This is a genomic window from Rhodococcus indonesiensis, assembly GCF_047782815.1.
In the GTDB taxonomy this organism is placed as follows: Bacteria; Actinomycetota; Actinomycetes; order Mycobacteriales; family Mycobacteriaceae; genus Rhodococcus; species Rhodococcus indonesiensis.
This window is the reverse complement of sequence record NZ_CP180630.1, coordinates 793272-814744: the sequence shown is the minus strand read 5'-3', so window position 1 is coordinate 814744 and position 21473 is coordinate 793272. Positions and strand designations below refer to the sequence as shown.

The following is a 21473-nucleotide window of genomic DNA, read 5'->3' as shown; positions in this document are numbered from 1 at the left end:
GGGCCTCTCACTCGGTTCCTGCGCGGGCACGGAAGAACTCCGTGAACATCTCGGCGATCGGGCGTGGCCGTAAGGTGCTGCGCGCGGCAGCGTTCTCGCGGTCGTAGCGACTGCGCAGATCACTGCCCGGGCCGGTCAGCAGGAGGGACTTGATCTCGCGGACGGCCTCGGGTGGTTGCGTCGCGATCTGCATTGCCGCCGCCGTCGCCGCCCCCGACACGTCCCCGTCTTCGGCGTATCGGGTGAGCAAGCCCATGCGGAACGCCTCCGCTCCGCCGACGACGCGCGAGGTCATGAGCAGATCGCGCGTCTGCCCCGCACCGATCAAGGTGTCGAGGATCCAGGTCAGATTCGCCCCGCCGTATGTCGCGGCGGTCACGGAAATACGGGACGCCGGGCCACCCACCCGGAGATCGGAGCATGCCGCGTAGAGGGTTCCGGCACCGTAGGACAGGCCGTGCACGGCCGCGATCGTCGGCTTGGGAAACTCGAGGTACCGCCACAGCAGGGCTTCCCGCTCGCGCACCAGCGTCGCATTTTCGTCCGGTGACAGCTCCGCGAGTTCGTGAAGGTCGTATCCGGCGGAGAACGCTGCGTCACCGGCGCCGGCGACCAGCACGACCCGTACGTCGTCCTCGGTGGCAGCGCGGGTGAGCCGCTCGTCGAGTGCCCGTTGCAGCGACATCGAGATCGCATTGTGGACCTCGGGACGATCGAGTGTCAGCTGCAGAACGCCCGGCGCGGGGAATGATTCGCGCAGCTGCTGTGCGGTCACGGCGCCGATCCGGCTGCGGCCGTGCGCCGCTCGGCGGCGATCGCGGCAGCGTCGCGCGTGATCATCTTGTGGAACACCTGTCCGGGCAGCTCGTTTCGTCCGTACACGAGTTCGTCGACCTGTCCGTGTGCAACGTTGTCGGTGATCGTCTTCGTGACGAACCAGTCCTCGGCGTGGAGCGTCTCCATGAGCAGTTCCCAGTTCTTGTCGAGCACCCGCTGCTCGCGCGCGGTCGTGGGTTCGCTCGGAGCCAGCAGCCGGATCGTGCAGTACGACACGTTGGGATCCTCGACGTCCGGAACGATCGTCCAGATCTCGAAGTGGTTCGGTTCGGTGACCAGCATCGTGCCGGGATAGATCGTGTAGTTCGCAAGCGAGTAGTCGCGCACGTCGAACGAGTCCGGGTCGGCGTCGCGGACCTCGGTGATCGACTTGCGGGCCACCACGATTCGCCACGATCGATCGACGACGTCCAGGGCGGTGATGTTGCCCTCCAAGAAGTTGCACACCGTCTTGGTGTGCAGCTGGCACAGATGGTACGAATCCTGCACACCGTCGACGGCGATCTTCCAGTTCATGTCGAGCTTCCAGGTCTCCTTGCGCACCTGGAAGGAGTTGCCGATGCCGGTATCGGTCACTTCGGCGTCGTGCTTCTCCCCGAGCGTCCTTGCGATGTCGAGCTCGGCGCCGACCGTCGGCACCACCCACACCAGTCCGTGACGGACCTCGCACGGGAACTCGACCAGGCCGTACTGCGATCGATCCAGCCCGTCGAACCCTTCGGCGTGCGGCATACCCCGCAGCGCACCGTCCCGGCCGTAGGCCCAGTTGTGGTAGGGACAGCTGAAGATGCGCTTGCATCCGGACTCGGCGAATTCGACCTTCGCGCCCCGGTGCCGGCACACGTTGGAGAAGGCTCTGACGCTGCCGTCGGATTGCCTGACCACCAGCAGCGGGGTGCCGATGAGTTCGGTGGTGACGAAGTCGCCGGTGTTCTTCAACTCGTCCAGGTGCGCCACGATGTGCGGGAATCGGCGAACGACTTCCCGCTCGCGATCCGCCAGTTCCGGATCGTTGAACACCGAGAATGGCACGCGGAGCATGTCGTCCGCGTAGTCGGTGGTGTCGTTGTCCACATGTGCGATGAGGCGCCGGGTGAGGTCGATCTTGTCGTCACGCTGCATGGATCGAGAGTGGCACATGAGACATTGCATGTCTAGTGTCTTATTCGAGTTACCCGGCGGTATGGTGCCTGGGTGGCACACAAGACAGACACCGAAACCGCGGACGTCGGCGCTGCGATCCTCGTCGCCGCCGAATCCTGCTTCGAACAGTTCGGCATCGCGAAGACGACGATGGCGGACGTCGCCCGGGCCGCGAACATGTCTCGCGCGACCGTGTACCGATATTTCTCGGACCGGGAATCGCTCATTGTGGCATCGATAGTCCGTCGCGCACGCATGAACATGGAGTCGTGGCGCGCACGCGTCCGGGAGTACCCGACGCTCGGGGAACGAATCGTCGAAGGTCTGTGCACCAACATCCGCCGCGGCCTTCGCGACCCGATGATCCACCTGCTCGTGTCGCCTGCCGAGGCGACACTCGCTACATCCCTGCTCGCAACCTCAGGCCGCGCCGTCGAACTGACTCGCGAATTGTGGGAGCCGATCCTGCTCGAAGCTCAGGAATCCGGCGCGCTTCGCTCCGACATCGACATGGACCTGTTGTACGAATGGCTGTCCGAGATCGAGATGAACTACATCAGTGCCCTGGGCGCCAATGCAGGCTCGCTCGACCGGCTGCGCGCGAAACTGTACGCCTTCTTCGTGCCCTCGCTCCTCGCCCAGCCGTGACACACAGTGCGCAAAGGCCACTGGGACCGGATCCTGTCCGGACTCGGGTCCTCACAGGATTCGACGACGAACGGGCAGGCCATCACGTCTGCGCCGACGCCGCTGAGCCGATCGCGGCGTCACAGCAGTCTCGACCCCCCGGCTGTGACAGGGGGGGCGGCAACGATCGTGTCTGCCAGGACCCGTCAAGCGGCCAGGAACTCCAGCAGCACCTTGTTCACGGCCTCCGGCTGCTCGAGGTAGCCGTAGTGCCCGGCGTCGGGGATCTCCTGGTAGCTCGCGCCGGGAATGGCGTCGGCGACCTCCCGCGACAGGTACGCCGGGATCATCCGGTCGTCGGCGAAACCGACGGCCAGGCACGGCACCCGCACCGCCCGGTAGGCGGCGCGACGGTCGAACTCACGGTCCATTCCCAGCTGGGCCCGCACGCCGGGCGACGTCTTGCCGCCGGTGAACTCGAACACGTCGAGCCAGTCCCGCGCGGTGTGCGGGTCCGCCAGCGACGCCGGCGACAGGTTCATCACGGCTGTGACCGCCGCCCGGTACTTCGCAGGCAGTTCGACGCCGCTGTCGTACAGCTGACGCTCACCCTCGGTGAGGGTGACCTGGAACTGGTCCATGCGGGCGTGCCCGGCCAGGAACACCGCCTTGCGCACCAGGTCGGGGCGGGTCAGCGACAGCTCCTGCGCGACGCGCGCACCCATGGAGGTGCCCACGACGTATGCGGGACCGCCGAGCAGCTCGATCAGGCCGGCGGTGTCGGCCACCAGGTCGTCGATGGTCATGCCGCCGAGGCTCTCCCCCGACGGTGCGATGCCGCGGTTGTCGAAGGTGGCGACGCGGTAGCCGGCCTGGACCAGCGCGGGAACCTGGTGCAGGTCCCACACCCGGCCGGGGCTGCCTGTCCCCATGATCAGCACGACGAGGTCGCCGGTCCCCTTGACCTGGTAGTTCAGCGGGATCCCGTTGATTGTCGCGATGGGCATGAGAACCTTCCTGAGATGGGTGGCACGGGTGCGGCCGCACGGCAGCACGGGCACAACGGACCGATCCACACTACCCTGCACCGCAGGTCGCGCCCCTGCCAGCACATCCTCAGTCGCCGCCCTGCCAGGCGCGCCACAGCCGCGCGTAGCGGCCTCCGGCGGCGACGAGCGCCGCATGCGGGCCCTCCTCGACGACCCGGCCCGCCTCGAGCACGACGACCCGGTCCGCCGCCGCGGCCTGCGTCAGCCGATGCGCCACGACCAGCGCGGTGCGTCCTCGCGTCACGACCGCCGCAGCGGTTTCGAGGGCCCGGGCGCCCGCGCTGCCGGCCTCCGCCGTCGCCTCGTCGAGCACCACCACCTGCGGATCGGCGATCAGCACCCGAGCCAGCGCGAGCTGCTGGGCCTGGGCCGCGGTCACGGGACGGCCGCCCTCACCGACGACCGTGTGCACGCCGTCGTCGAGGGCGCGGACCCACTCGCCCGCCCCGACGGCGTCGAGTGCCGCCGCGACCTCGTCCACGGTGGCGTCGGGCCGGGCCAGGCGCACGTCGTCGAGCAGGGGGCCGCCGAACACGTGCACCTCCTGGCTGACGACGACGACGTGGCGGCGCAGCCGCGGGCCGAGTTCGCAGAGCGCCCGGCCACCGATACGGACCTCACCCGAGGTGGGCGTGACGACCCCGGCCGCGGCAGCGGCGACCGTCGACTTCCCGGCGCCGGTCGAGCCGACCAGGGCCACCGTCTCCCCCGGCGCAACCTTCAGGTCCACGCCGTGCAGGACCTCGGGACCGTGCGCGTACCGGTGCCGCACCCCGGTCAGTTCCAGCGCCGGCGGGCCGCCGCGCGGCTCGTCGGACGGACCGTTTTCCCGGGTCTGCGCCGCCGGGAGGTCGGCGACGCCCACGAGCCGGGCGAGGCTCGCGCCCGCGGACTGGACGTCGTCGAAGGTGAACAGCAGCAGCCCGAGGGGCGAGAACAGGCGGTGGAACAGCAGTGCCGCCGCCGTGGCCTCGCCGACGGTCACCGCATCGGCCCGTACCAGGACGAATCCGGCGACGAGAAGCGCTGCGAGACCGACGAATTCGGCGCGGTTGGCACGACCCGCGAACCGGGTGAACAGACCGAACACGCCGACGGTGAGGTCGCGCGCCCGGGCCGAGGCGGCATCGATGCCGGACAGGTGGGCCGTGTCGAGGCCGTAGGCCCGGACCGTGCGCACCCCGTGCATGCTGCTGACGAGTGCCTGCGACCGTTCGCCCATCGCGACCCGCTCCGCAGCGTACAGCGGTGCCGAGCGGGGCAGGTACCAGCGCAGGGCGAGCGCGTACATCGGCAGCGCGACGAGGCCGGCGAGACCGAGCCGCCAGTCGATTCCGACCATCGCCGCGACGCTGACCACCACCAGCATCAGCGCGGCCACCAGCTGCGGTACCACCGAGCCGAGTGCCTTCGCCAGCACCGCGACGTCGTCGCCGACGCGGGAGAGGACGTCGCCGTGCCCGGCGCGTTCGACGGTCTCGGGGGGCAGGGTCAGCACCCGCGCCAGCACCGTCTCGCGCAGCCGCGCCAGCACCGTCTCGCCGAGACGCGCAACGAGGTGCAGGCCGGCCCCCTCGAGCACGCCGCCGACGACCGCCGCCGCCGCGATCAGCGCGACGACCCATCCGAGTGTGGACATCGGGGCCTGCTCGCGCACCCGGTCGACGAGGACACCGAGGACGCGCACCGGCACCACCGCGGCGATCGCCGCCCCGACGGACACCGCCACGGTCAGCGCGACCCGCCCCGGCACGTCGCGCAGCTGTGCTCCCAGCCAGCGCCACGACCGTCCGGCGGAGGCGATCGGCAGCAGCTCGGACTCGTTGCTCGTCATCGCAGCACCGCCGCTCGGTAGGTGGGGTGGGTGGCGGACAGTTCGGCGTGGGTGCCGGACGCGACGATCGCACCGTCGTCGATCACGACCACGCGGTCGGCGGCGGCGAGCAGCGCCGGGCTCGAGGTGATGACGACGGTCGTGTGCTCGTCACCGTCGTGCCGCAGGCGCGCGATCCCCTCCGCGACGGCCTGTTCGGTGACGGCATCGACCGCGGTGGTCGGCTCGTGCAGCACCAGCACCGGAGCGCGCCGCGCCAGCGCCCGGGCCAGCGCCACGCGCTGCCGCTGCCCTCCGGACAGGCTGCTGCCGCGGTCGACGATCCGCTGGTCGAGGCCGTCCGGATGGGTGTCGGCGACCTGCCCGGCGGCGGAGGCACCGAGCACCTCCGGGGGGATGCCGTCGGACGGCCGGCTCATACCGGCGGTGATGTTGTCGGCGAGCGTTCCGGCGAACAGGTCGCTGTGGTGGGGTTCCGCGAGAACGGTCCGGCGTCCGGCTACGGGGTCGAGCGCACCGAGCGGCACTCCCCCGACGGTCAGCTCGCCGCGGACGTCCTCCGGCGGCACCTGGCCGGACAGCACGTCGGCGAGGGCCTCCGCGTCCTGCGACCGGTGGGCGAGGACACCGAGCAGTTCCCCCGGCGCGACGGTCAGGTCGATCCTGCGCAGCGACCGGTAGCCGAGCCCGCGCAGCTCGAGGCTGCCGTCCGACGGTGTCCCGGTTCCGGCGGGCAGCAGCGACGGCGCGTGCAGCACGAGCGCCAGCCGATCGGCGGAGGCGCGGGACGCGGCCCACGTCGACGGCAGGGCGGCGAGCGTCCCGAGCGGTTCGACGACGAACTGGGCCAGGCCCACGACGGTGATGAGTTCGCCGACCGAGATCCGGCCCGCCAGCGCGGCCCAGCCCGCGACGCCCGCGACCGCGACGGACAGCAGCGCGCTCACCGCCGACGAGGTTCCGGTATAGACGCCGAGGGCGCGGGTCGCGCGCAGTGTCGAGGCGAGCGCGTCCGCGCTGGCGTCCCGGTAACGCTGGGCGGCGGCCGGTTCGGCACCGATGCCGCGCAGCGGCCGCAGACCCGTGACGAGGTCCGTCGCCAGACCCGACGCTCGCGCCACCGCCTCCTGCTGTGCGGTGATGCGCCGGGTCAGCAACGGGGTGGCGCGGTCGAGCGCGACGAGGATCGCGGGTGTGCCCAGCAGCACCAGCAGACCGAGCGGGACGTCGACGAGCAGCAGCGCGACGGCGGCCCCGACCACCGCGGTGACGGCCGCAGCGGTGGCGGGCACCACGTGCAGGATCTGCGCGGCCCGCCCGGCGTCGGTCGTCGCCACCGCCAGGAGTTCCCCGGTGCGCAGGGAGGTGCGCACCCCGCGCGGATCGAGGATCCGGCGGGCCACCGCGACCCGTAGCCGGTGCGACTCCGCCTCGATCGCCGCGACGAGCCGGCGCGCACCGAAACGCCACGAGTAGGTGAGCACGACGAACAACGCGGCGAGTCCCGCGAGGGCGACGACCAGCATCGACACGTTGCCGTCGGTGACCGGCCCGTCGATGATCACCCCGATGGCGACGGGCACGAGGGTCTCCATCACCTGGTGCAGCGAGACCAGCGGGGTGCCGACTGCCAGCGCGATCCGCTGGTTCGCGATCGTGCGCCGCAACAGCCCCCGACCTGGCTTCTTCCCGTCGCCGACCCGGCGGTCGCCGTCACCGCTCATGCGTTCCACCACACGAAACTCTCCGTTCCACGTCACCACCCCGAGAAGTGAGTCAACCCTAACTTGCAGCGCGGGTGGCGTCGGAAGCGCCGGTTCTCATAGAGTCGCACTACGAATGACCTGCTCGAACGGAGCAGCAAGCCCGGGAGGAACAACCATGGCCGCGGACGCCACCACCGAGAACGACATTCCGGACGAGGAACTCGAACCCGTCGCGGACGAGACAGCCCGCCAGGCGCAGCGTGTCGTCGCTGCCTACGCGGAGGATGCGGACGAGTGCCGCATGCTGCTGTCCATGCTCGGCATCGGCCCGAACCCGAAGATGGACTGATCGGACACCGCCGGACAGGGACAGTCGGACAAGGACAGGGGGCACCACGTGGTTGCAGCTGAGGAGTCGACGCGCACAGGTGGTTCGGACTTCGTCGTCGTCGCGAACCGCCTGCCCGTCGACCTCGAGCGTCTTGCGGACGGCTCGACCCGGTGGAAGCGCAGCCCGGGTGGCCTCGTCACCGCGCTCGAGCCGATCCTGCGCAGCAACCGCGGAGCGTGGGTCGGCTGGGCCGGTGTCGCCGACGCCGAACTCGACCCCATCGTCCAGGACGGCCTCGAGCTGTATCCGGTCCCGCTGAGCGCGCAGGAGATCGCCGACTACTACGAGGGCTTCTCCAACGCGACGCTGTGGCCGCTGTACCACGACGTGATCGTCCGGCCGGAGTACCGGCGCGAGTGGTGGAACACCTACGTCGAGGTCAACCGCCGGTTCGCGGAGGAGACCGCGAAGGCTGCCGCCGAGGGCGCGACGGTGTGGGTGCAGGACTACCAGCTGCAGCTGGTGCCGAAGATGCTGCGGATGCTGCGCCCGGACCTGACCATCGGCTTCTTCCTGCACATTCCGTTCCCGCCGGTGGAACTGTTCATGCAGATGCCGTGGCGGACCGAGATCGTCGAGGGTCTGCTCGGCGCCGACCTGATCGGCTTCCACCTGCCCGGCGGCGCCCAGAACTTCCTGTACCTGGCGCGCCGGCTGGCCGGTCACCAGACCTCCCGCGGCACCGTGGGCGTGCGCTCGAAACTCGGGGTGGTGCAGGTGGGGTTCCGGGCGGTGCGCGTCGGGGCGTTCCCCATCTCCATCGACTCCGGGCAGCTCGACGAGCAGGCCCGCCGCAAGCCGATCCGCGACCGCGCCAAGCAGATCCGCAAGGAACTCGGCAATCCGAAGCACATCATGCTCGGCGTCGACCGGCTCGACTACACCAAGGGCATCGACGTCCGCCTCGACGCACTGCTCGAGCTGATCGCCGAGGGGCGCGTGGATCCGGCTGAGACGGTGATGGTGCAGCTCGCCACCCCCAGCCGGGAACGCGTCGAGTCGTACGTGCAGATGCGCGGCGCCATCGAGAAGACGGTCAGCCGGATCAACGGCGAGTACGCCGAGGTGGGCCGGCCCGTGGTGCACTACATCCACCGGCCCATTCCGCGGGACGAACTGATCGCGTTCTTCGTCGCGGCCGACGTCATGCTGGTGACACCGCTGCGCGACGGCATGAACCTCGTCGCCAAGGAGTACGTGGCGTGTCGCAGCGACCTCGGCGGCGCCCTCGTCCTGAGTGAATTCACCGGGGCCGCAGCCGAACTGCGCCAGGCCTTCCTGTGCAATCCGCACGACCTCGAGGACGTCAAGGACAAGATGGAGGCGGCCCTGAACCAGCCGCGCGAGGACGGCCGGCGGCACATGCGGGCACTGCGCCGGCAGGTCCTCGCCCACGACGTGGACCGGTGGGCCCGGTCCTTCCTCGACGCGCTCGCCCATCAGGGCGCGGCCGGTCCGGCGCTGATCGCGCCGGCGGAGGTCGGCGAGCCCGAGTGACGAGCACACCGGACCGCGAGGACTACGGTTCCCCACCGTCGCCGGAGCGCATCGAGGCGGCGCCGGCCGACGTCCCGGCGCAACGCACGCCTACCGGTTCCCTCGACGTGCTGCTCGTCGAGGACGACGCCGGGGACGAGCTGATCATTCGGGAATCGTTCGAGGCCAACGAGATCGGCAGCACCCTGCACGTGGTGCGGGACGGCGCGGAGGCCCTCGACTTCCTGCACCGGCGGGGGGACCACGCCGACGCCGTGCGGCCCGCGCTGGTGCTGCTCGATCTGAACCTGCCGAAGTACGACGGGTGGCAGGTGCTCGAGGCGGTCAAGGCCGATCCCGACCTGGCATCCATCCCGGTCGTCGTGCTGACGACGTCCACCGCCGAGGAGGACGTCGTGCGCAGTTACCGGCTTCGGGCCAATGCCTACGTCTCCAAGTCGGTGGACTTCGACAGGTTCGTTGCCACCGTGCGGCAGATCGACCGGTTCTTCGTGCACATGGTGCGCCTGCCCGGTCGCTGATCCGGCTCACACCGGCGTCAGGCGGCTCACCAGCCACCGGCCGTCGTGTTTCTCGAGTTCGACACGCACACGACTGCCGCTGCTGACCGCTTCGGGATTGACGGAACTGGTGGTGATCTGGTTGAGGAACAACAAGGTTACCGCCCGGTCGGCCTCGGCCGACACGACCGACGACGCCTGCACACTCACCTGAACGGTGATCGACTTCTCCTTTGCGCCGGGCGCGATGACGTTCTTCATCAGGTTGGTGTACTCGTCCCGGAAGTCGCCGGTGAGCCCGTCGGCGGCCGCGGCGACCTGCTCGTCGACCGTGCCGTGGTCGTACGCGAGCATCGCGACGGCCTGCTCCTCGGCGGCCTGCAGGGCCTCGGTCCGGGCGGCCTCGGCACCGTCGCGCTCGACCTTGTCGTACACGCCGAATCCGACGAGGCCGGCGAGCACGATCGCCGCGGCGGTGAGGGTCGCGAGCAGCAGCCGTCGCCGACCTCCTGCGGAGCGGGGCGGTGCCGGCGCGTTCTCCGCGGCGTCCACACGCGTGGTGTCGTCGGTCCGGGTCACGGCGTCGTCCTTCGAATTCTCGGTCACGGTACGAAGTCCACCTTCGAGGCGAGCAACCGGCCGTTCTCGTCGCAGATCGTCACCCGCAGCCGGAAGTCGCGCGGTTCGGGTTCGGTCTGTTCCGCGTTGCTGACCATCGAGCGCGCGGCGACGAGCGAGGACATGCAGGCGCCGTCCTCGGTCTGGATGCCGGCCTCGATGACCTCCCCGGTGGTGTCGACGTTCGCCTTGGTCACCACGTCGACGAAAGGCCCCTCGCGGCCTTCGAATTCGGCTTTGAAGTCACCGGTCGCCCCGTCGAGCAGGCGCTGCACGTCCGCCGCCGCGCTCTGCGGGTGGATGGTGGTCAGGTTCAGCACGGTCTGCCGCGCGGCCTGCAGGTACGCCGCCCGCCGGGCGTCGTGGTCGTGGTCGGCTCTCGCGTCGAGCCACAGCCATACCCCGGCGCCCACCAGGGCGAGGACGATCACGGCCGCGATCGCGGGCAGCACCCGGCCCGGCCGGGTGGGTGCGGTCTCCGCCGTCGACGTCGGGGTGGTCTGTTCGTCTGCCATCAGCCTTGCTGCGCCTTCATGTACGTCTCCAAACTGGTCTCGGGGCCGGTGTCGACGCTGCGGTACACCGTACCGTCGGGACCGATGTACGTCCCTGTCGCCGGGTCGATGCCCCGCGCCGTGACCCCGGCGGATGCGGCCGGGTTCGTGCCGGTTGCATGGGAGGCCGGGACCGGCACGTCGCCCTCCGACTGCACGGGCGTCGGCGCGCCCCGCCACGGATTGTCGAGGTACTCGGGCTGGTACCCGTTGCGGCACGCCTCCGGCGTGGGTCCGCGCCGGCCCGGGAACTCCATGCACGGCAGGTTGCGCGCGCCCCGCACGGCGTTCGGATCCGACTGCGGGAGCTTGCAGTACACATCACCGGGGGTGTCCACCATCGTGGTGTCCGCAGGGCTGCGCCACTGCTCGGGCGGCAGGAAGCCGGACAGGCACGGCGGCGGATCGTGCAGCTGCAGGTGGAAGTCGACCACCGCGCCGTCCTCTGCCGGTCCGCTGCCGGCCGCGGTGATCAGGGCCGTGGTCATCGGCGGGTACAGCACCAGGACCTGTTCGATACCGGCGTTGTAGATCACCCCGACCTCCCCGATGCTGACCAGGTTGGCCAGCAGCAGCGGCAGCGTCGGCCGCAGGTCCTGCAGCAGCTGTTCGGCTTCGGCCGCGGCGCCCGGTCCCTTCGCGAGTACCGACCGCAGGTCGGTATCGGCGGCCCGTAGCCCGTCGGTGAACGTCAGCATGTCCCGGGTCCAGGACCGGATCGCGTCGCTGGTGACGACCTGGGTGTCGAGGAGTGGACCGAGTTGATCGAGCAGTACCTTTGTCTCCTCGCTGCCCGCATTCGCCTCCTGCACGAACAGGCGGGTCGAGTCGATCAGGCGCTGCAGGTCCGGTCCCGAACCGTTGAACGCGTCGAACGACTCGTCGACGACGGTGCGCAGCCGAGTGTCGCTGATGCTGGCGAGCAGGACGTCGGCCTGGTCGAGCAGTTCACCCACCTCCTGCGGCACCGACGTGCGGTCGGCGGGGATCACATCGCCGTCCGACAGGTACTCCCCACTCGAACCGTTCTGCGGCGGAACGAAGTCCACGTACTGCTCGCCGACGGCGGACACGCTGCGCACCGCCGCGTCGACATCGGCGGGGATCGCGCGGTCACTGTCGATCGACAGGATCGCCTCCACCCCGGTGGGCGAGAGCTGCACCTTGTCGACCACCCCGACGGTGTTGCCGCGGTAGGTGACGTTCGCGTGCGGGTAGAGGCCGCCGGTGGACGTCAGCTCCACGATCACCGTGTACCGGCCGACGCCGAACAGCTGCGGGAGCTTGACGTACTGCAGCGACATCACCAGCAGCCCGACCACCGTGAGCACCGCGAAGATCGCGAGCTGGATCCGGACGAACTTCGAGAGCATCACGGCGCCGGCACCCCCAGCGGGGGCAGCCCCGGAATGGTGATCTCACCCAGGCCGGGGACCGACAGGGTCCCGGCCGGGCCGGGTGCGGGTTGAGCGGCCGGCTGCTCGAGCGGGGCCTGGAACGGGTCCGCGGACTGGGCCGCCAGCCCGGCGTCCTGGCCGAGGATGCCTTCCGGTCCGGCGAGGCGCCCGGCGAGCGGCGTGCCGGTGAGGAAGTTCAGGTCCAGCCGTTCGAGGGTGAGGTCGATGGTCATGGCGAGGTTCGTGTAGTCGCCCCGGATGATCTGGTCGAGGCCGGCCTGCGGGAACGGATAGGTCAACAGCACGCCGAGCACCTCGGTCAGTGCGTTGCCGGAGTCGGCGAGCGCCCGCAGTGTCGGAGCCAGCGCCTGCAGGTTGGTCTGCAGGTCCTCGCCGCTGTTCTCGACGAGCCGGCTGGCCACGGTGCTCATCTCACCGAGCGAGGTGAGCGCGGTGGTCAGGTCCTGGCGCTGGTCGACGAGCACGTTCAGCGCGGCCGGCATCTCGTCGAGGGCGCGGACGAGGGTGGCGTTCTGCGCGTCGACCGTCCATGCCAGGCGGTCGATGCCCTCCATCGCGGCGATGATGTCGTCGCGCTGCCGGTCGAGGGTCCCGACGAGTTCGTCGAGCCGCGGCAGCAGGTTCCGGATCGAATCCTCCCGCCCGTTCAGCGCCGCGTTCAGTTCGGTGGTGATGTCGTCGATCTGTGCGAGTCCACCGCCGTTGAGGACCACCGACAGCGACGACAGCGTCTGCTCGGTGGTCGGGTACACCCCGGCCCGCTCGAGCGGAATCAGGTCGCCGTCCTCGAGGCGGCCCTGCGGAGGCTCGTCCGCCGGCGCCCCCAGTTCGAGGTGCTGGGAGCCGAGCAGGCTGGTCTGCCCGATTTTCGCCGTCGCGTTCGCCGGGAGTGCGACGTCGCCGTCGAGGGCCACCGTCACGAGGGCGTGCCAGTCCTCGACCTCGATCCTGGTGACGCTGCCGACCTGGACGTCGTCCACCCGCACCGGCGAATTCTGCGTCAGGGTGGTCACGTTCGGCATCTGGATCCGCACCTGGTAGGCGTCCTCGCCGTGCCCGGCGGTGCCGGGAAGGGGAAGGGAGTTCAGGCCCTCCCACTCGCATCCGGTCAGTGTCAGGGCCGCCACGACCACCGTCGCGGCGGCGGCGCAGCGCCGCGCCGGGCGGGAGTGCCGGATTCGGGTGCTCATCGTCCTCCTCCCGGCTGCAGAAGCGCACCGAGGTCGGGGGGAACCGTCACGGTGGGCAGGCCGGGCAGCGGCCCGGCCGGCGGCGCGGCGTCCGCGGGCGCGGTACCCCGCCCCGCAGCCGCGGCTTCCGCCTCGAGACCCGGTTCGGTGTACTGGATCTGGTCGGGGAACGCCTCCACCGCGGCGATGGGGTTGGTCATGACCGGCAGGTAGTTCATCGCCAGCGACTGGAGCACCGGTCCGAGCTGCTGGCGGCACAGTTCCGCGCTGCGGTCGGAGGTGGCGTTCGCCGCCGCGGCCACGGACCCGCACATGAACTCGACGGGATTGGCGAGGTTGCTGATCGCCAGCGCACCGGTGAGCGAGCCCTGTGCGGGCTTGTAGATGTCGTAGAAGTTCGCCAGCGACGTCGGTCCGGAGTGCAGGACCCGTTCGATCTCGGGTCGCTTGCGGGCGAGGACCTCGGTGGCGTCGGCGAGGCGCTGCACCGACTCGGTCAGCGCAACCCGGTGGTCCTGCACGAACCGTTGCACGTCACCGACCGCGAGATCGAGATCCGCAAGCGAAGTGCCGAGCTGGCCCGAGCTCTCGGCGAGGACGTCCGAGACCGAGGCGAGCCGGCCACCGAGCTGCACGATCTGGTCGTTGCTGGTCGAGAGCACCGACACGAACGCCTGCAGGTTCCGGACGGTGCCGAACAGGTCGGTGCGCCCCTCCGACAGGGTGTGCATCGTGTCGGACAGTTCGCGCAGCGTGGCGCGGACGGTCAGGCCGTTGCCGTCGAGGTTGTCGGCGGCGGTGTCGATGAAACGGCCGAGCGAGCCCTGGGGGTCGAGCCCCTGGGGGCCGAGCGCCTCGGACAGGCGCATCAGTTCCGTCTTGATCTGGTCCCATTCGACCGGCGAGGCGGTGCGCTCGACCGGGATCGTCGCGTCGTCGGCGAGCTGCGGTCCCCCCGAGTACACCGGGGTCAGCTGCACGAAACGCGCGGACACGAGGCTCTGCGCGATGATCACCGCCTTGGCGTCGGCCGGGATGTCGACGGAGTCGTCGACCTGCATCTGCACGCGCACCAGGTCGTCGCCCGGCTCGATGCGGGTGATCCTGCCGACGCTCACGCCCAGCACCCGCACGTCGTCGCCCTCGTACAGGCCGCTCGTGGAGACGAATTCGGCGTTGACGGTGCGCTTGCCCCAGCCGGGCACCACGGCGAACGCGACGAGGGCCAGGGCCACCACTGCGACACCGGCGATCACCGGCAGCAGCACGCGGCGGCGCTTCCCGGACCGGTCCTCCGGGGCTTCGAGGGTATCGGTGCTCATTCGCCATCCTTCGTGATCGACGGCGGGTTCTTCGGGATGATGTCCTGCAGGTCCTGCTGCAGCAGTTCGGGGGCGACCATGCTGTCCACCAGAGCCTTCCACCACGGGGCGGGCAGGACGTTCGAGACGTACGCGTTGAAGAACGGACCGCTCGCGACGGACTCGCCGAGCGCGCTGATGTACGGGCCGAGCCCGTCCAGGGCGCCGGCGATGTTCTCCTTGTTCGCCTGCAGGTTGGCGGTCACCGCGTTGAGCTTGTCCAGGGTGGGAGCCATCTGCGCCTGGTTCTCCTGCACCAGGGCGGACAGCTGCCGCGAGACCGCGGAGATGTTCGCGATCAGCTCGGTGATCGCGTCGCGCCGCAGGCTCAGCTCCCCGAAGAGGGCGTTGGCGTCCACCACGAGCGCGTTGATCCGGTCGCTGCGTTCGGCGAGGATCCCGGTCACCGATTCGGCGCGGGCCAGCAGGTCCTCGAGCGACTCGTCGCGTGCGTTGACGGACTGGGACAGCCTGGTCATGCCCTCGAGCGCCCCCCGCAGCTCGGGCGGGGTGTCCTGCAGCGAATCCGACAGCGCATCGAGCGAGGCGTCGATCTGTTCGGTGTCGAGATCGGACACCGTGGTCGCGAGGTCGCCGAGGGCGTCGGTGAGCGAGTACGGGGAGTCGGTGCGTGTCGACGGGATCGGTTCGCGCGGGTCCAGCGTCCCCGAACCGTAGGGTTGCACGGCGAGGGACTTGCGGCCGAGCACCGTGTTCGTCTTGATGTCGGCGCCGGTGTCCTCGCCGAGGGCGATGCCGTCGCGAACGGTGAAGGCGACGAGCACCTGCCGGTCGTCGAGGCGGACGTCGGTGACCTCGCCGACGTCGACGCCGGCGAGTGTGACGGTGTCGCCGGGCACGAGACCGCCGGCGTCGGCGAAGTACGCCGAGTAGGTCAGGCCCCCGGAGAGGAACTGCAACTGGTCGTACTGCAGGCCCGCGAGCACCGTCGCGGCGGCGACGGACAGGCCGACGATGCCGACCTGCACGGGATTGCGTTCACGGATCGGACTCATTCGATCTTCGCGCACCTTCCGGTCGTCTGCTCGGCCGACGTGAAACGGATGGTGGTCCCGTCCGGTCCCGAGAACTTGAACGTGTTGGCACACAGGAAGAACTGGAAGAAGTTGCCGTACGCCCCCACCCGGATGAGCTTCTTGTAGTCGTTCGGCAGCCGTTCGAGTGTCCGGTTGATGTCGCCGCGCCCGAGGTCGAGCTGCGTCATGGTGCGGTTGGTCTCGGCGATCACCGACTGCAGGTCCGGCCGGTTGCTCTGCAGCAGCGACGCGAGATCACCGGTGCCGGCCGCGATCCGCGGGATGGCGGTGCCGATCGGATCGCGGTCCTGCGCGAGCCCGCTCACCAGGGTCTGCAACCGGTCGACGGTCTCGGTGAACTGCTGGTCGTTCTCGTCGATGGTGGCGAGGACCGCGTTGAGATTATCGATGACGTCGCCGATCAGCCGGTCCCGGTCGGCGAGGGAGTTCGTGAAGGAGTTCGTGTTGCCCAGCAACGACACCAGGGTGCCGCCCTGACCCTGGAAGACCTGGAGCAGCGCGCCGGACAGGTCGTTGACCTGCTGCGCGTCGAGGCCCTGCAACAGCGGCTTGAATCCGCCGAGCAGCAGGTCGAGGTCGAGCGCCGGTTCCGTCTGCGACACCGGGATCGTGCCGCCGTCCGGCAGCGTCTCACTGGTCCCCGGCCCCTCGAGCAGTTCGAGATAGCGGTCGCCCACGAGGTTTTCGTACCGCACCGTGGCCTTGGTGCTCACCAGCAGCGTGTGCTCGGCGTCGACGTCGAACGACACCTCGGCCTGATTGTCTCGCCCGACGTCGACGCTGTCGACCGACCCGACGGGCACCCCCGCAATGCGGACCTTGTCACCGGCCTGCAGTCCGGACACGTCGGTGAACGTCGCGTGATAGGTCTGCGTGCCGGTGAATCGCACCTGGCTGAACACGATCGCCAGCGCCGCGAAGATCAGCACCATCACGACGGTGAAGGCGAGGAACTTGACCGTGGTGGGCCTCACCGGATCACCTCGCCTTCGTGTGCCGCCCGGTCCGTCCGCATCTGCGCCTGCGGCATCTCACTCTCCTCCCGGGATCATGTCGCCGAACAGGAAACCGAAGATCGTCGGGTACCGCACCCACGTCTCGGTGTTCGGGTGGTACGGCACGGGATGGGTGTCGGCGACGACGAAGGGGGCGTGGCCGTCGCGTTTGGGATCGAAGTTCGGCAGCCCGTGGCAGTTCGGCCCGCCCGACGCTCCCACCACCGGCAGGTCCTTCTCATGGTCGTACATGGTGGCGCCGCCCAGGAAGTTCGTGCTCAGCATCAGTGCCGGGTACTTTCCGGTGCCGGCCATGGGCTCGAACGCGATTCGCGCGTCGTTGAGCCCGACGATGAAGCACGGCAGCTCGGGCGAGTACTCGGCGAGCAGCGTCGTGGTCTCCGTCAGCAGATCCAGCGCGGAGGTCAGTTGCGTCTCGTTCTCGCCGAGGACGTCGCGCCCGGTGTTCGCCAGGCCGGTGACGTTCATCAGCATCAGGTCCAGGTTGGCCTGCTCGTCGACCACGGTGTTGCCGATCGAAGTGGCGTTGTCGAGCAGGTTCATCACGTCGGGTGCGACGTCGGCGTAGAGGTTGGTGACGTCGGCAGCCACGGCGATGTCGTACTGCAGTTGCGGCAGCGAGGGATTCATCGTCGCGAGATAGTCCTCGGCCTCGACGAGGGTGGCGCCGAGGGTGTCGCCGCGACCGTCCAGGGCCTCGGAGATCGCCCCCAGTGTGGCGTTGAGCTTCTCCGGCTGGATCTGCGCGAGCACGTCGGACAGGTGCTGGAAGACGGTGTTGAACTCGACGGTGACGTTCTCGGCCGCGATGATCGCGCCCTCCTGGAGCGGCACCGGCGACGGGTCGTCCGGCACGATCAGGTTCACGAACTTCGCCCCGAACACGGTGGTGGACTCGATGGCCACGCGCACGTTGGACGGCACCAGGTGCAGCTGGCCGGGATCCATCGCGAGCTGCAGCAGCGCACCGTCGGGGGTGTGCTCCACGGACCGGACCCGGCCCACCTCGACTCCCCGCAGCTTGACCTTCGCGTCGGGTTCCATCACCAGGCCGGACCGTGCCGAGGTGACCGTGACCGGGGTGGTGGCGGTGAAGGCACCGGCGAACATCAGCAGCGCCAGCACGACGGCGACGGTGAGGCCCCCGACGAGACCGAGGGCCGCGAGTTTCTTCTTCCAGGAGGGTGTGTCCATACGCCTATCCCGACAGGTTGAAGTTGCCGGTCGCTCCGTACACCGCGAGCGAAATGAGCAGGGTCACGGTCACCACGGCGATCAGGGAGGCCCGCACCGCGTTGCCGACGGCGACGCCGACGCCGACCGGGCCGCCGCCGGCGTTGAATCCGTAGTAGGTGTGGATCAGCATGACCGCGATCGCCATGACGATGGCCTGCACGAACGACCACAGGATGTCGGTGGGGATGAGGAACGTGTCGAAGTAGTGGTCGTACACGCCCGCGGACTGGCCGTAGAGCACGACGGTGGCGAAGCGGCTGGCGACGAACGAGGCGATCACGGCCAGCGAGTACAGCGGGACGATCGCGATCATGCCCGCCAGCACGCGGGTGCTCACGAGATACGGGATCGACGGGATCGCCATGACCTCGAGCGCGTCGATCTCCTCCGAGACCCGCATGGCGCCGAGCTGGGCGGTCGAGCCGGCGCCGATGGTGGCGGCCAGGCCGATGCCCGCGATGGTGGGTGCCGCGATGCGGACGTTGATGAAGGCGGCGAAGAAGCCCGTGAGGGCTTCGACACCGATGTTGCCGAGGGAGCTGAAGCCCTGTACGGCGATGATCCCGCCGGTGAACAGGGTCAGGAAGCCGACGATGACGACCGTGCCGCCGATCACGGCGAGCGCCCCGGTGCCCATACTGATCTCGGCGATCAGCCGGACCGTCTCCTTCGGGTAGTGCAGCAGCGCCCGCGGGGTGTAGCCGAGCGCCTTGCCGAAGAAGAGCGCCTGTTCGCCGAGCCGGTCCACGGAGTCGGAGGCCCGGGCGATGCGGCGCCGCGCGCGGGGGAAGCGCCAGGAGATCACTGCCATCTACATCACCGCCGTGCCGGTCACCCGCCCGTCAGCTTGATGCCGACGGCGGTGACGAGGAGGTTGACCACGAACAATGCCATGAAGGCGAACACGACCGTCTGGTTGACCGCGTCGCCGACACTCTTGGCGCCGCCCTTGACGTTGAGGCCGAGATAGGCGGCGACGAGACCGGCGATCATGCCGAACAGCCCGGCCTTGACCTGGGAGATCATGAGTTCGCCGAAGCCGGTGAGCAGGGTGATGCCGTTGACGAAGGCACCGGGGTTCACGTCCTGGAGGAAGACGGAGAACGCGAAGCCCCCGAGGATGCCGATGGAGCACACCAGCCCGTTGAGCAGCAGCGCGACGACGGTGGAGGCGAGGACCCGGGGTACCACGAGGCGGTGGATCGGGTTGATGCCGAGCACGCGCATCGCGTCGATCTCCTCTCGGATGGTGCGGGCGGCGAGGTCCGCGCAGATGGCCGTGGCCCCGGCACCGGCGACGATGAGCACGGTGACCATCGGACCCACCTGGGTGACGGCACCGAGCGCGGCGCCGGCGCCGCTGAGATCCGCGGCACCGATCTCGCGCAGCAGGATGTTGAGGGTGAAGCTGACCAGGACGGTGAACGGCACCGCGACGAGGACCGTCGGGACGAGGGACACCCGTGCGACGAACCAGGCCTGATCGACGAACTCGCGTCGCTGGAAGGGCCGGGAGAACACCGCCCGGGCGGTCTCACCGGTCATCGCGAAGAATCCGCCTACCGCGCGGAGCGGGACCTCGAGGAGGTCTACCACCGTCTCCTCCTCCGTTGGTTCGCTCGCCGGCCGCGGCCGACGAGAGGTCAGCTTGTGACCCGCGTCATATTAACTAGAACGTGTTCATGTGTCAAAGACCGTCGCGACACGGCATCGTCCACGCGGCGGGAACCGTGCCGCACCGACCCCGTCACAGCACTCACGACGAACCCGAAATTTAGCCTGGAACTGGGAAGATGCCGACAGGGACGCCCGCGCCCGACACCCGTCCACAGCATCCGGCCACGGCGGGTCGCGGCGCCTCACGCAGGATTTCGAAGACCGAAAACTAGAACAGGTACTATCGCTGTTCACGCGCCCCGGGTCGCGGCCGGCACACCCGGCGACGTCGCCGGGCGGGGCACCCCCCGGGTCGAGCCCGACACTAACCGGATCGGTCCGGGACGGCGCGATATTACCGAAGGACACCGTTGCGTGTCACTTCGGGTATCACCTAGCGGGATCTCAGAGTGCGAGGGCTTGCGCGGCCGAGAAGGTGCGGGCGGGATCCCGGTTGTCGAAGTACCCCCCGACGCGATCGGCGAGGGCCTCCGGGGTCCAGCGGACGTCCGCGTCGAACCGCTCCTCGACGACGGGCGCGGCCATCAGCGCGACCATCGGGCCGTAGACGACGAAGACCTGGCCGTTGATCCGGTCCGCCGCGGGAGATGCCAGGTAGGCGACCAGCGCCGAGACGTGCTCGGGCGCCAGCGGATCCACCTCGCCCTCGGGCGCAGCACCGAAGACGCCCTCCGTCATCGCGGTGCGGGCCCGCGGGCAGATGGCATTGGCCCGCACCCCGTATCGGGACAGACCCCGCGCTGCGGAGAGGGTGAGTGCGGTGATCCCGGCCTTGGCGGCGCCGTAGTTGGCCTGCCCCTCGGGACCGAGCAGGCCGGCCTCGGAGGACGTGTTGACGATCCGGCCGTAGACGGGTCCGCCGGCCTTCTTGGACTCGCCACGCCAGTACGCCGCCGCGTTGCGGCACAGCAGGAAGTGACCGCGCAGATGGACGGCGATCACCGCGTCCCAGTCCTCGTCGGACATGTTGAACAGCATGCGGTCCCGCACGATGCCGGCATTGTTGACGACGATGTCGAGCCGACCGAAGCGGTCCCGGGCCGTCGCGAGCAGAGCATCGGCCGTGGCACGTTCGGCGACGCTGCCGGCCACGAAGGCCGCGTCGGCGCCGAGGTCTCGGATCTCGGCGAGGGTGTCCTCGACGGCGTCCGTCGCCGCGAGATCGTTGACGACCACCGCGGCACCGGCCCGGGCCAGCGCGACGGCCTCCGCGCGTCCGAGTCCGGCGCCGGCTCCGGTGACGACGGCAACCCTGCCCTCGAGACTCACGCCGCCGTTGTCCGCCGCACCGTTTCCCGCGGGGCCGAGACCGTTGCCGGTTGCACTCATCGACGCGTTCTCCCTAGCGATATCGGGCGACCGCCCGGCCGCCGGGTTCCTGGCCGCCGCGGATTCCGGCGACCACCAGAAATGTAGAACGTGTTCTCGTTTCTGACAAGCGGCCTCGTCAGGCCTCGCTCAGTGCCGCGCGGGGGCACTGCGCGATCGCCGTGCGCACGTTCTCCTCCTGCTCCGGCGCAATGGGACGCGTGACGATCAGTTCGTCGTCGTCGTTCAAGTCGAAGACCTCGGGCGCAATCCCTACGCACACGCCGTTCGCCTCGCAACGATCGAAGTCGACCTTGACCTCCATGAACAGACCTCGCTTCTCGCTCGCCCACTCGATCCGGCGCCGGTCGCGCGGGCTGACGCGACGGCTCGAAATCCAGGCTAGAACGCGTTTCAGTTCTGTGCAATGATTCGGGAACATCGCCGAGCCGG

21 protein-coding genes are annotated in these 21473 nt (G+C 69.6%); 4 read left to right on the top strand and 17 right to left on the bottom strand.

What is annotated here, in order from left to right:
* Positions 1-7 precede the first annotated feature (7 nt).
* Together ACM26Y_RS03855 and ACM26Y_RS03850 are read right to left on the bottom strand one after the other, a co-directional pair.
* On the bottom strand, positions 8-775 hold the full coding sequence (locus tag ACM26Y_RS03855; protein ID WP_416062684.1) for an enoyl-CoA hydratase/isomerase family protein: 768 nt from the start codon (positions 773-775) through the stop codon (positions 8-10).
* Positions 772-1959, bottom strand: a complete 1188-nt coding sequence (locus ACM26Y_RS03850) for an aromatic ring-hydroxylating oxygenase subunit alpha (protein WP_416062683.1) — start codon at positions 1957-1959, stop codon at positions 772-774. The genes ACM26Y_RS03855 and ACM26Y_RS03850 overlap by 4 nt, the downstream gene beginning before the upstream one ends.
* Before the next feature lie 72 nt (positions 1960-2031).
* Between ACM26Y_RS03850 and ACM26Y_RS03845 the strand changes: the two genes are divergently transcribed.
* Positions 2032-2628, top strand: a complete 597-nt coding sequence (locus tag ACM26Y_RS03845; RefSeq protein ID WP_003939607.1) for a TetR/AcrR family transcriptional regulator — start codon at positions 2032-2034, stop codon at positions 2626-2628.
* 185 nt (positions 2629-2813) lie between these two features.
* Here the strand turns inward: ACM26Y_RS03845 and ACM26Y_RS03840 are convergent, their stop codons facing one another.
* The 3 genes from ACM26Y_RS03840 to ACM26Y_RS03830 form a co-directional block, all read right to left on the bottom strand.
* On the bottom strand, positions 2814-3614 hold the full coding sequence (locus ACM26Y_RS03840; protein ID WP_416062682.1) for an alpha/beta fold hydrolase: 801 nt from the start codon (positions 3612-3614) through the stop codon (positions 2814-2816).
* Positions 3615-3723: 109 nt separating this feature from the next.
* Positions 3724-5490 carry an ABC transporter ATP-binding protein gene (locus ACM26Y_RS03835; RefSeq protein ID WP_416062681.1) on the bottom strand — a complete coding sequence of 589 codons (1767 nt, stop codon included), beginning with the start codon at positions 5488-5490 and terminating at the stop codon, positions 3724-3726.
* On the bottom strand, positions 5487-7214 hold the full coding sequence (locus ACM26Y_RS03830) for an ABC transporter transmembrane domain-containing protein (protein ID WP_416062680.1): 1728 nt from the start codon (positions 7212-7214) through the stop codon (positions 5487-5489). The genes ACM26Y_RS03835 and ACM26Y_RS03830 overlap by 4 nt, the downstream gene beginning before the upstream one ends.
* A gap of 157 nt (positions 7215-7371) precedes the next feature.
* Between ACM26Y_RS03830 and ACM26Y_RS03825 the strand changes: the two genes are divergently transcribed.
* From ACM26Y_RS03825 to ACM26Y_RS03815, 3 genes are read left to right on the top strand one after another with little or no spacing between them, the layout of a single operon-like run.
* Positions 7372-7545 (top strand): hypothetical protein, encoded by a 174-nt coding sequence (locus ACM26Y_RS03825; protein WP_003939603.1) that lies wholly within the window; start codon positions 7372-7374, stop codon positions 7543-7545.
* 48 nt (positions 7546-7593) lie between these two features.
* Positions 7594-9084: an alpha,alpha-trehalose-phosphate synthase (UDP-forming) gene (locus tag ACM26Y_RS03820; protein WP_416062679.1), complete on the top strand. Its 1491-nt coding sequence runs from the start codon at positions 7594-7596 to the stop codon at positions 9082-9084.
* The gene (locus ACM26Y_RS03815) at positions 9081-9605 is read left to right on the top strand and encodes a response regulator (RefSeq protein WP_152975344.1); all 525 of its coding nucleotides are present in this window, start codon (positions 9081-9083) and stop codon (positions 9603-9605) included. Before ACM26Y_RS03820 ends, ACM26Y_RS03815 begins: the two co-directional genes overlap by 4 nt.
* A gap of 6 nt (positions 9606-9611) precedes the next feature.
* Here ACM26Y_RS03815 and ACM26Y_RS03810 read toward each other — a convergent pair whose 3' ends face one another.
* The 12 genes from ACM26Y_RS03810 to ACM26Y_RS03755 all read right to left on the bottom strand — a co-directional run bounded on the left by ACM26Y_RS03810 (position 9612) and on the right by ACM26Y_RS03755 (position 21345).
* Positions 9612-10190, bottom strand: a complete 579-nt coding sequence (locus ACM26Y_RS03810) for a twin-arginine translocation pathway signal (RefSeq protein ID WP_416062678.1) — start codon at positions 10188-10190, stop codon at positions 9612-9614.
* Positions 10187-10717, bottom strand: coding sequence for a hypothetical protein (locus ACM26Y_RS03805; protein ID WP_054371599.1), 531 nt, complete (start codon positions 10715-10717; stop codon positions 10187-10189). Before ACM26Y_RS03805 ends, ACM26Y_RS03810 begins: the two co-directional genes overlap by 4 nt.
* Complete coding sequence (locus tag ACM26Y_RS03800) at positions 10717-12132, bottom strand: MCE family protein (protein ID WP_416062677.1); 1416 nt, start codon at positions 12130-12132, stop codon at positions 10717-10719. The genes ACM26Y_RS03805 and ACM26Y_RS03800 overlap by 1 nt, the downstream gene beginning before the upstream one ends.
* Complete coding sequence (locus tag ACM26Y_RS03795) at positions 12129-13364, bottom strand: MCE family protein (RefSeq protein WP_416062676.1); 1236 nt, start codon at positions 13362-13364, stop codon at positions 12129-12131. Before ACM26Y_RS03795 ends, ACM26Y_RS03800 begins: the two co-directional genes overlap by 4 nt.
* Positions 13361-14686 carry an MCE family protein gene (locus ACM26Y_RS03790; RefSeq protein WP_416062675.1) on the bottom strand — a complete coding sequence of 442 codons (1326 nt, stop codon included), beginning with the start codon at positions 14684-14686 and terminating at the stop codon, positions 13361-13363. Before ACM26Y_RS03790 ends, ACM26Y_RS03795 begins: the two co-directional genes overlap by 4 nt.
* A complete protein-coding gene (locus ACM26Y_RS03785; protein ID WP_416062674.1) occupies positions 14683-15741 on the bottom strand; it encodes an MCE family protein in 1059 nt (352 codons plus the stop codon). Before ACM26Y_RS03785 ends, ACM26Y_RS03790 begins: the two co-directional genes overlap by 4 nt.
* The gene (locus tag ACM26Y_RS03780; protein WP_416062673.1) at positions 15738-16757 is read right to left on the bottom strand and encodes an MCE family protein; all 1020 of its coding nucleotides are present in this window, start codon (positions 16755-16757) and stop codon (positions 15738-15740) included. The genes ACM26Y_RS03785 and ACM26Y_RS03780 overlap by 4 nt, the downstream gene beginning before the upstream one ends.
* 57 nt (positions 16758-16814) lie before the next feature.
* On the bottom strand, positions 16815-17993 hold the full coding sequence (locus ACM26Y_RS03775) for an MCE family protein (RefSeq protein ID WP_003939593.1): 1179 nt from the start codon (positions 17991-17993) through the stop codon (positions 16815-16817).
* Positions 17994-17997: 4 nt separating this feature from the next.
* Entirely contained in the window at positions 17998-18846 is an 849-nt protein-coding gene (locus ACM26Y_RS03770; protein WP_040784616.1) for an MlaE family ABC transporter permease, read from the bottom strand.
* Between the two features lie 20 nt (positions 18847-18866).
* The gene (locus ACM26Y_RS03765; protein ID WP_003939591.1) at positions 18867-19631 is read right to left on the bottom strand and encodes an MlaE family ABC transporter permease; all 765 of its coding nucleotides are present in this window, start codon (positions 19629-19631) and stop codon (positions 18867-18869) included.
* A gap of 465 nt (positions 19632-20096) precedes the next feature.
* A complete protein-coding gene (locus ACM26Y_RS03760) occupies positions 20097-21041 on the bottom strand; it encodes a 3-oxoacyl-ACP reductase (RefSeq protein ID WP_416062672.1) in 945 nt (314 codons plus the stop codon).
* Between the two features lie 118 nt (positions 21042-21159).
* Positions 21160-21345 (bottom strand): ferredoxin, encoded by a 186-nt coding sequence (locus tag ACM26Y_RS03755; protein WP_054371605.1) that lies wholly within the window; start codon positions 21343-21345, stop codon positions 21160-21162.
* Positions 21346-21473: the final 128 nt, after the last annotated feature.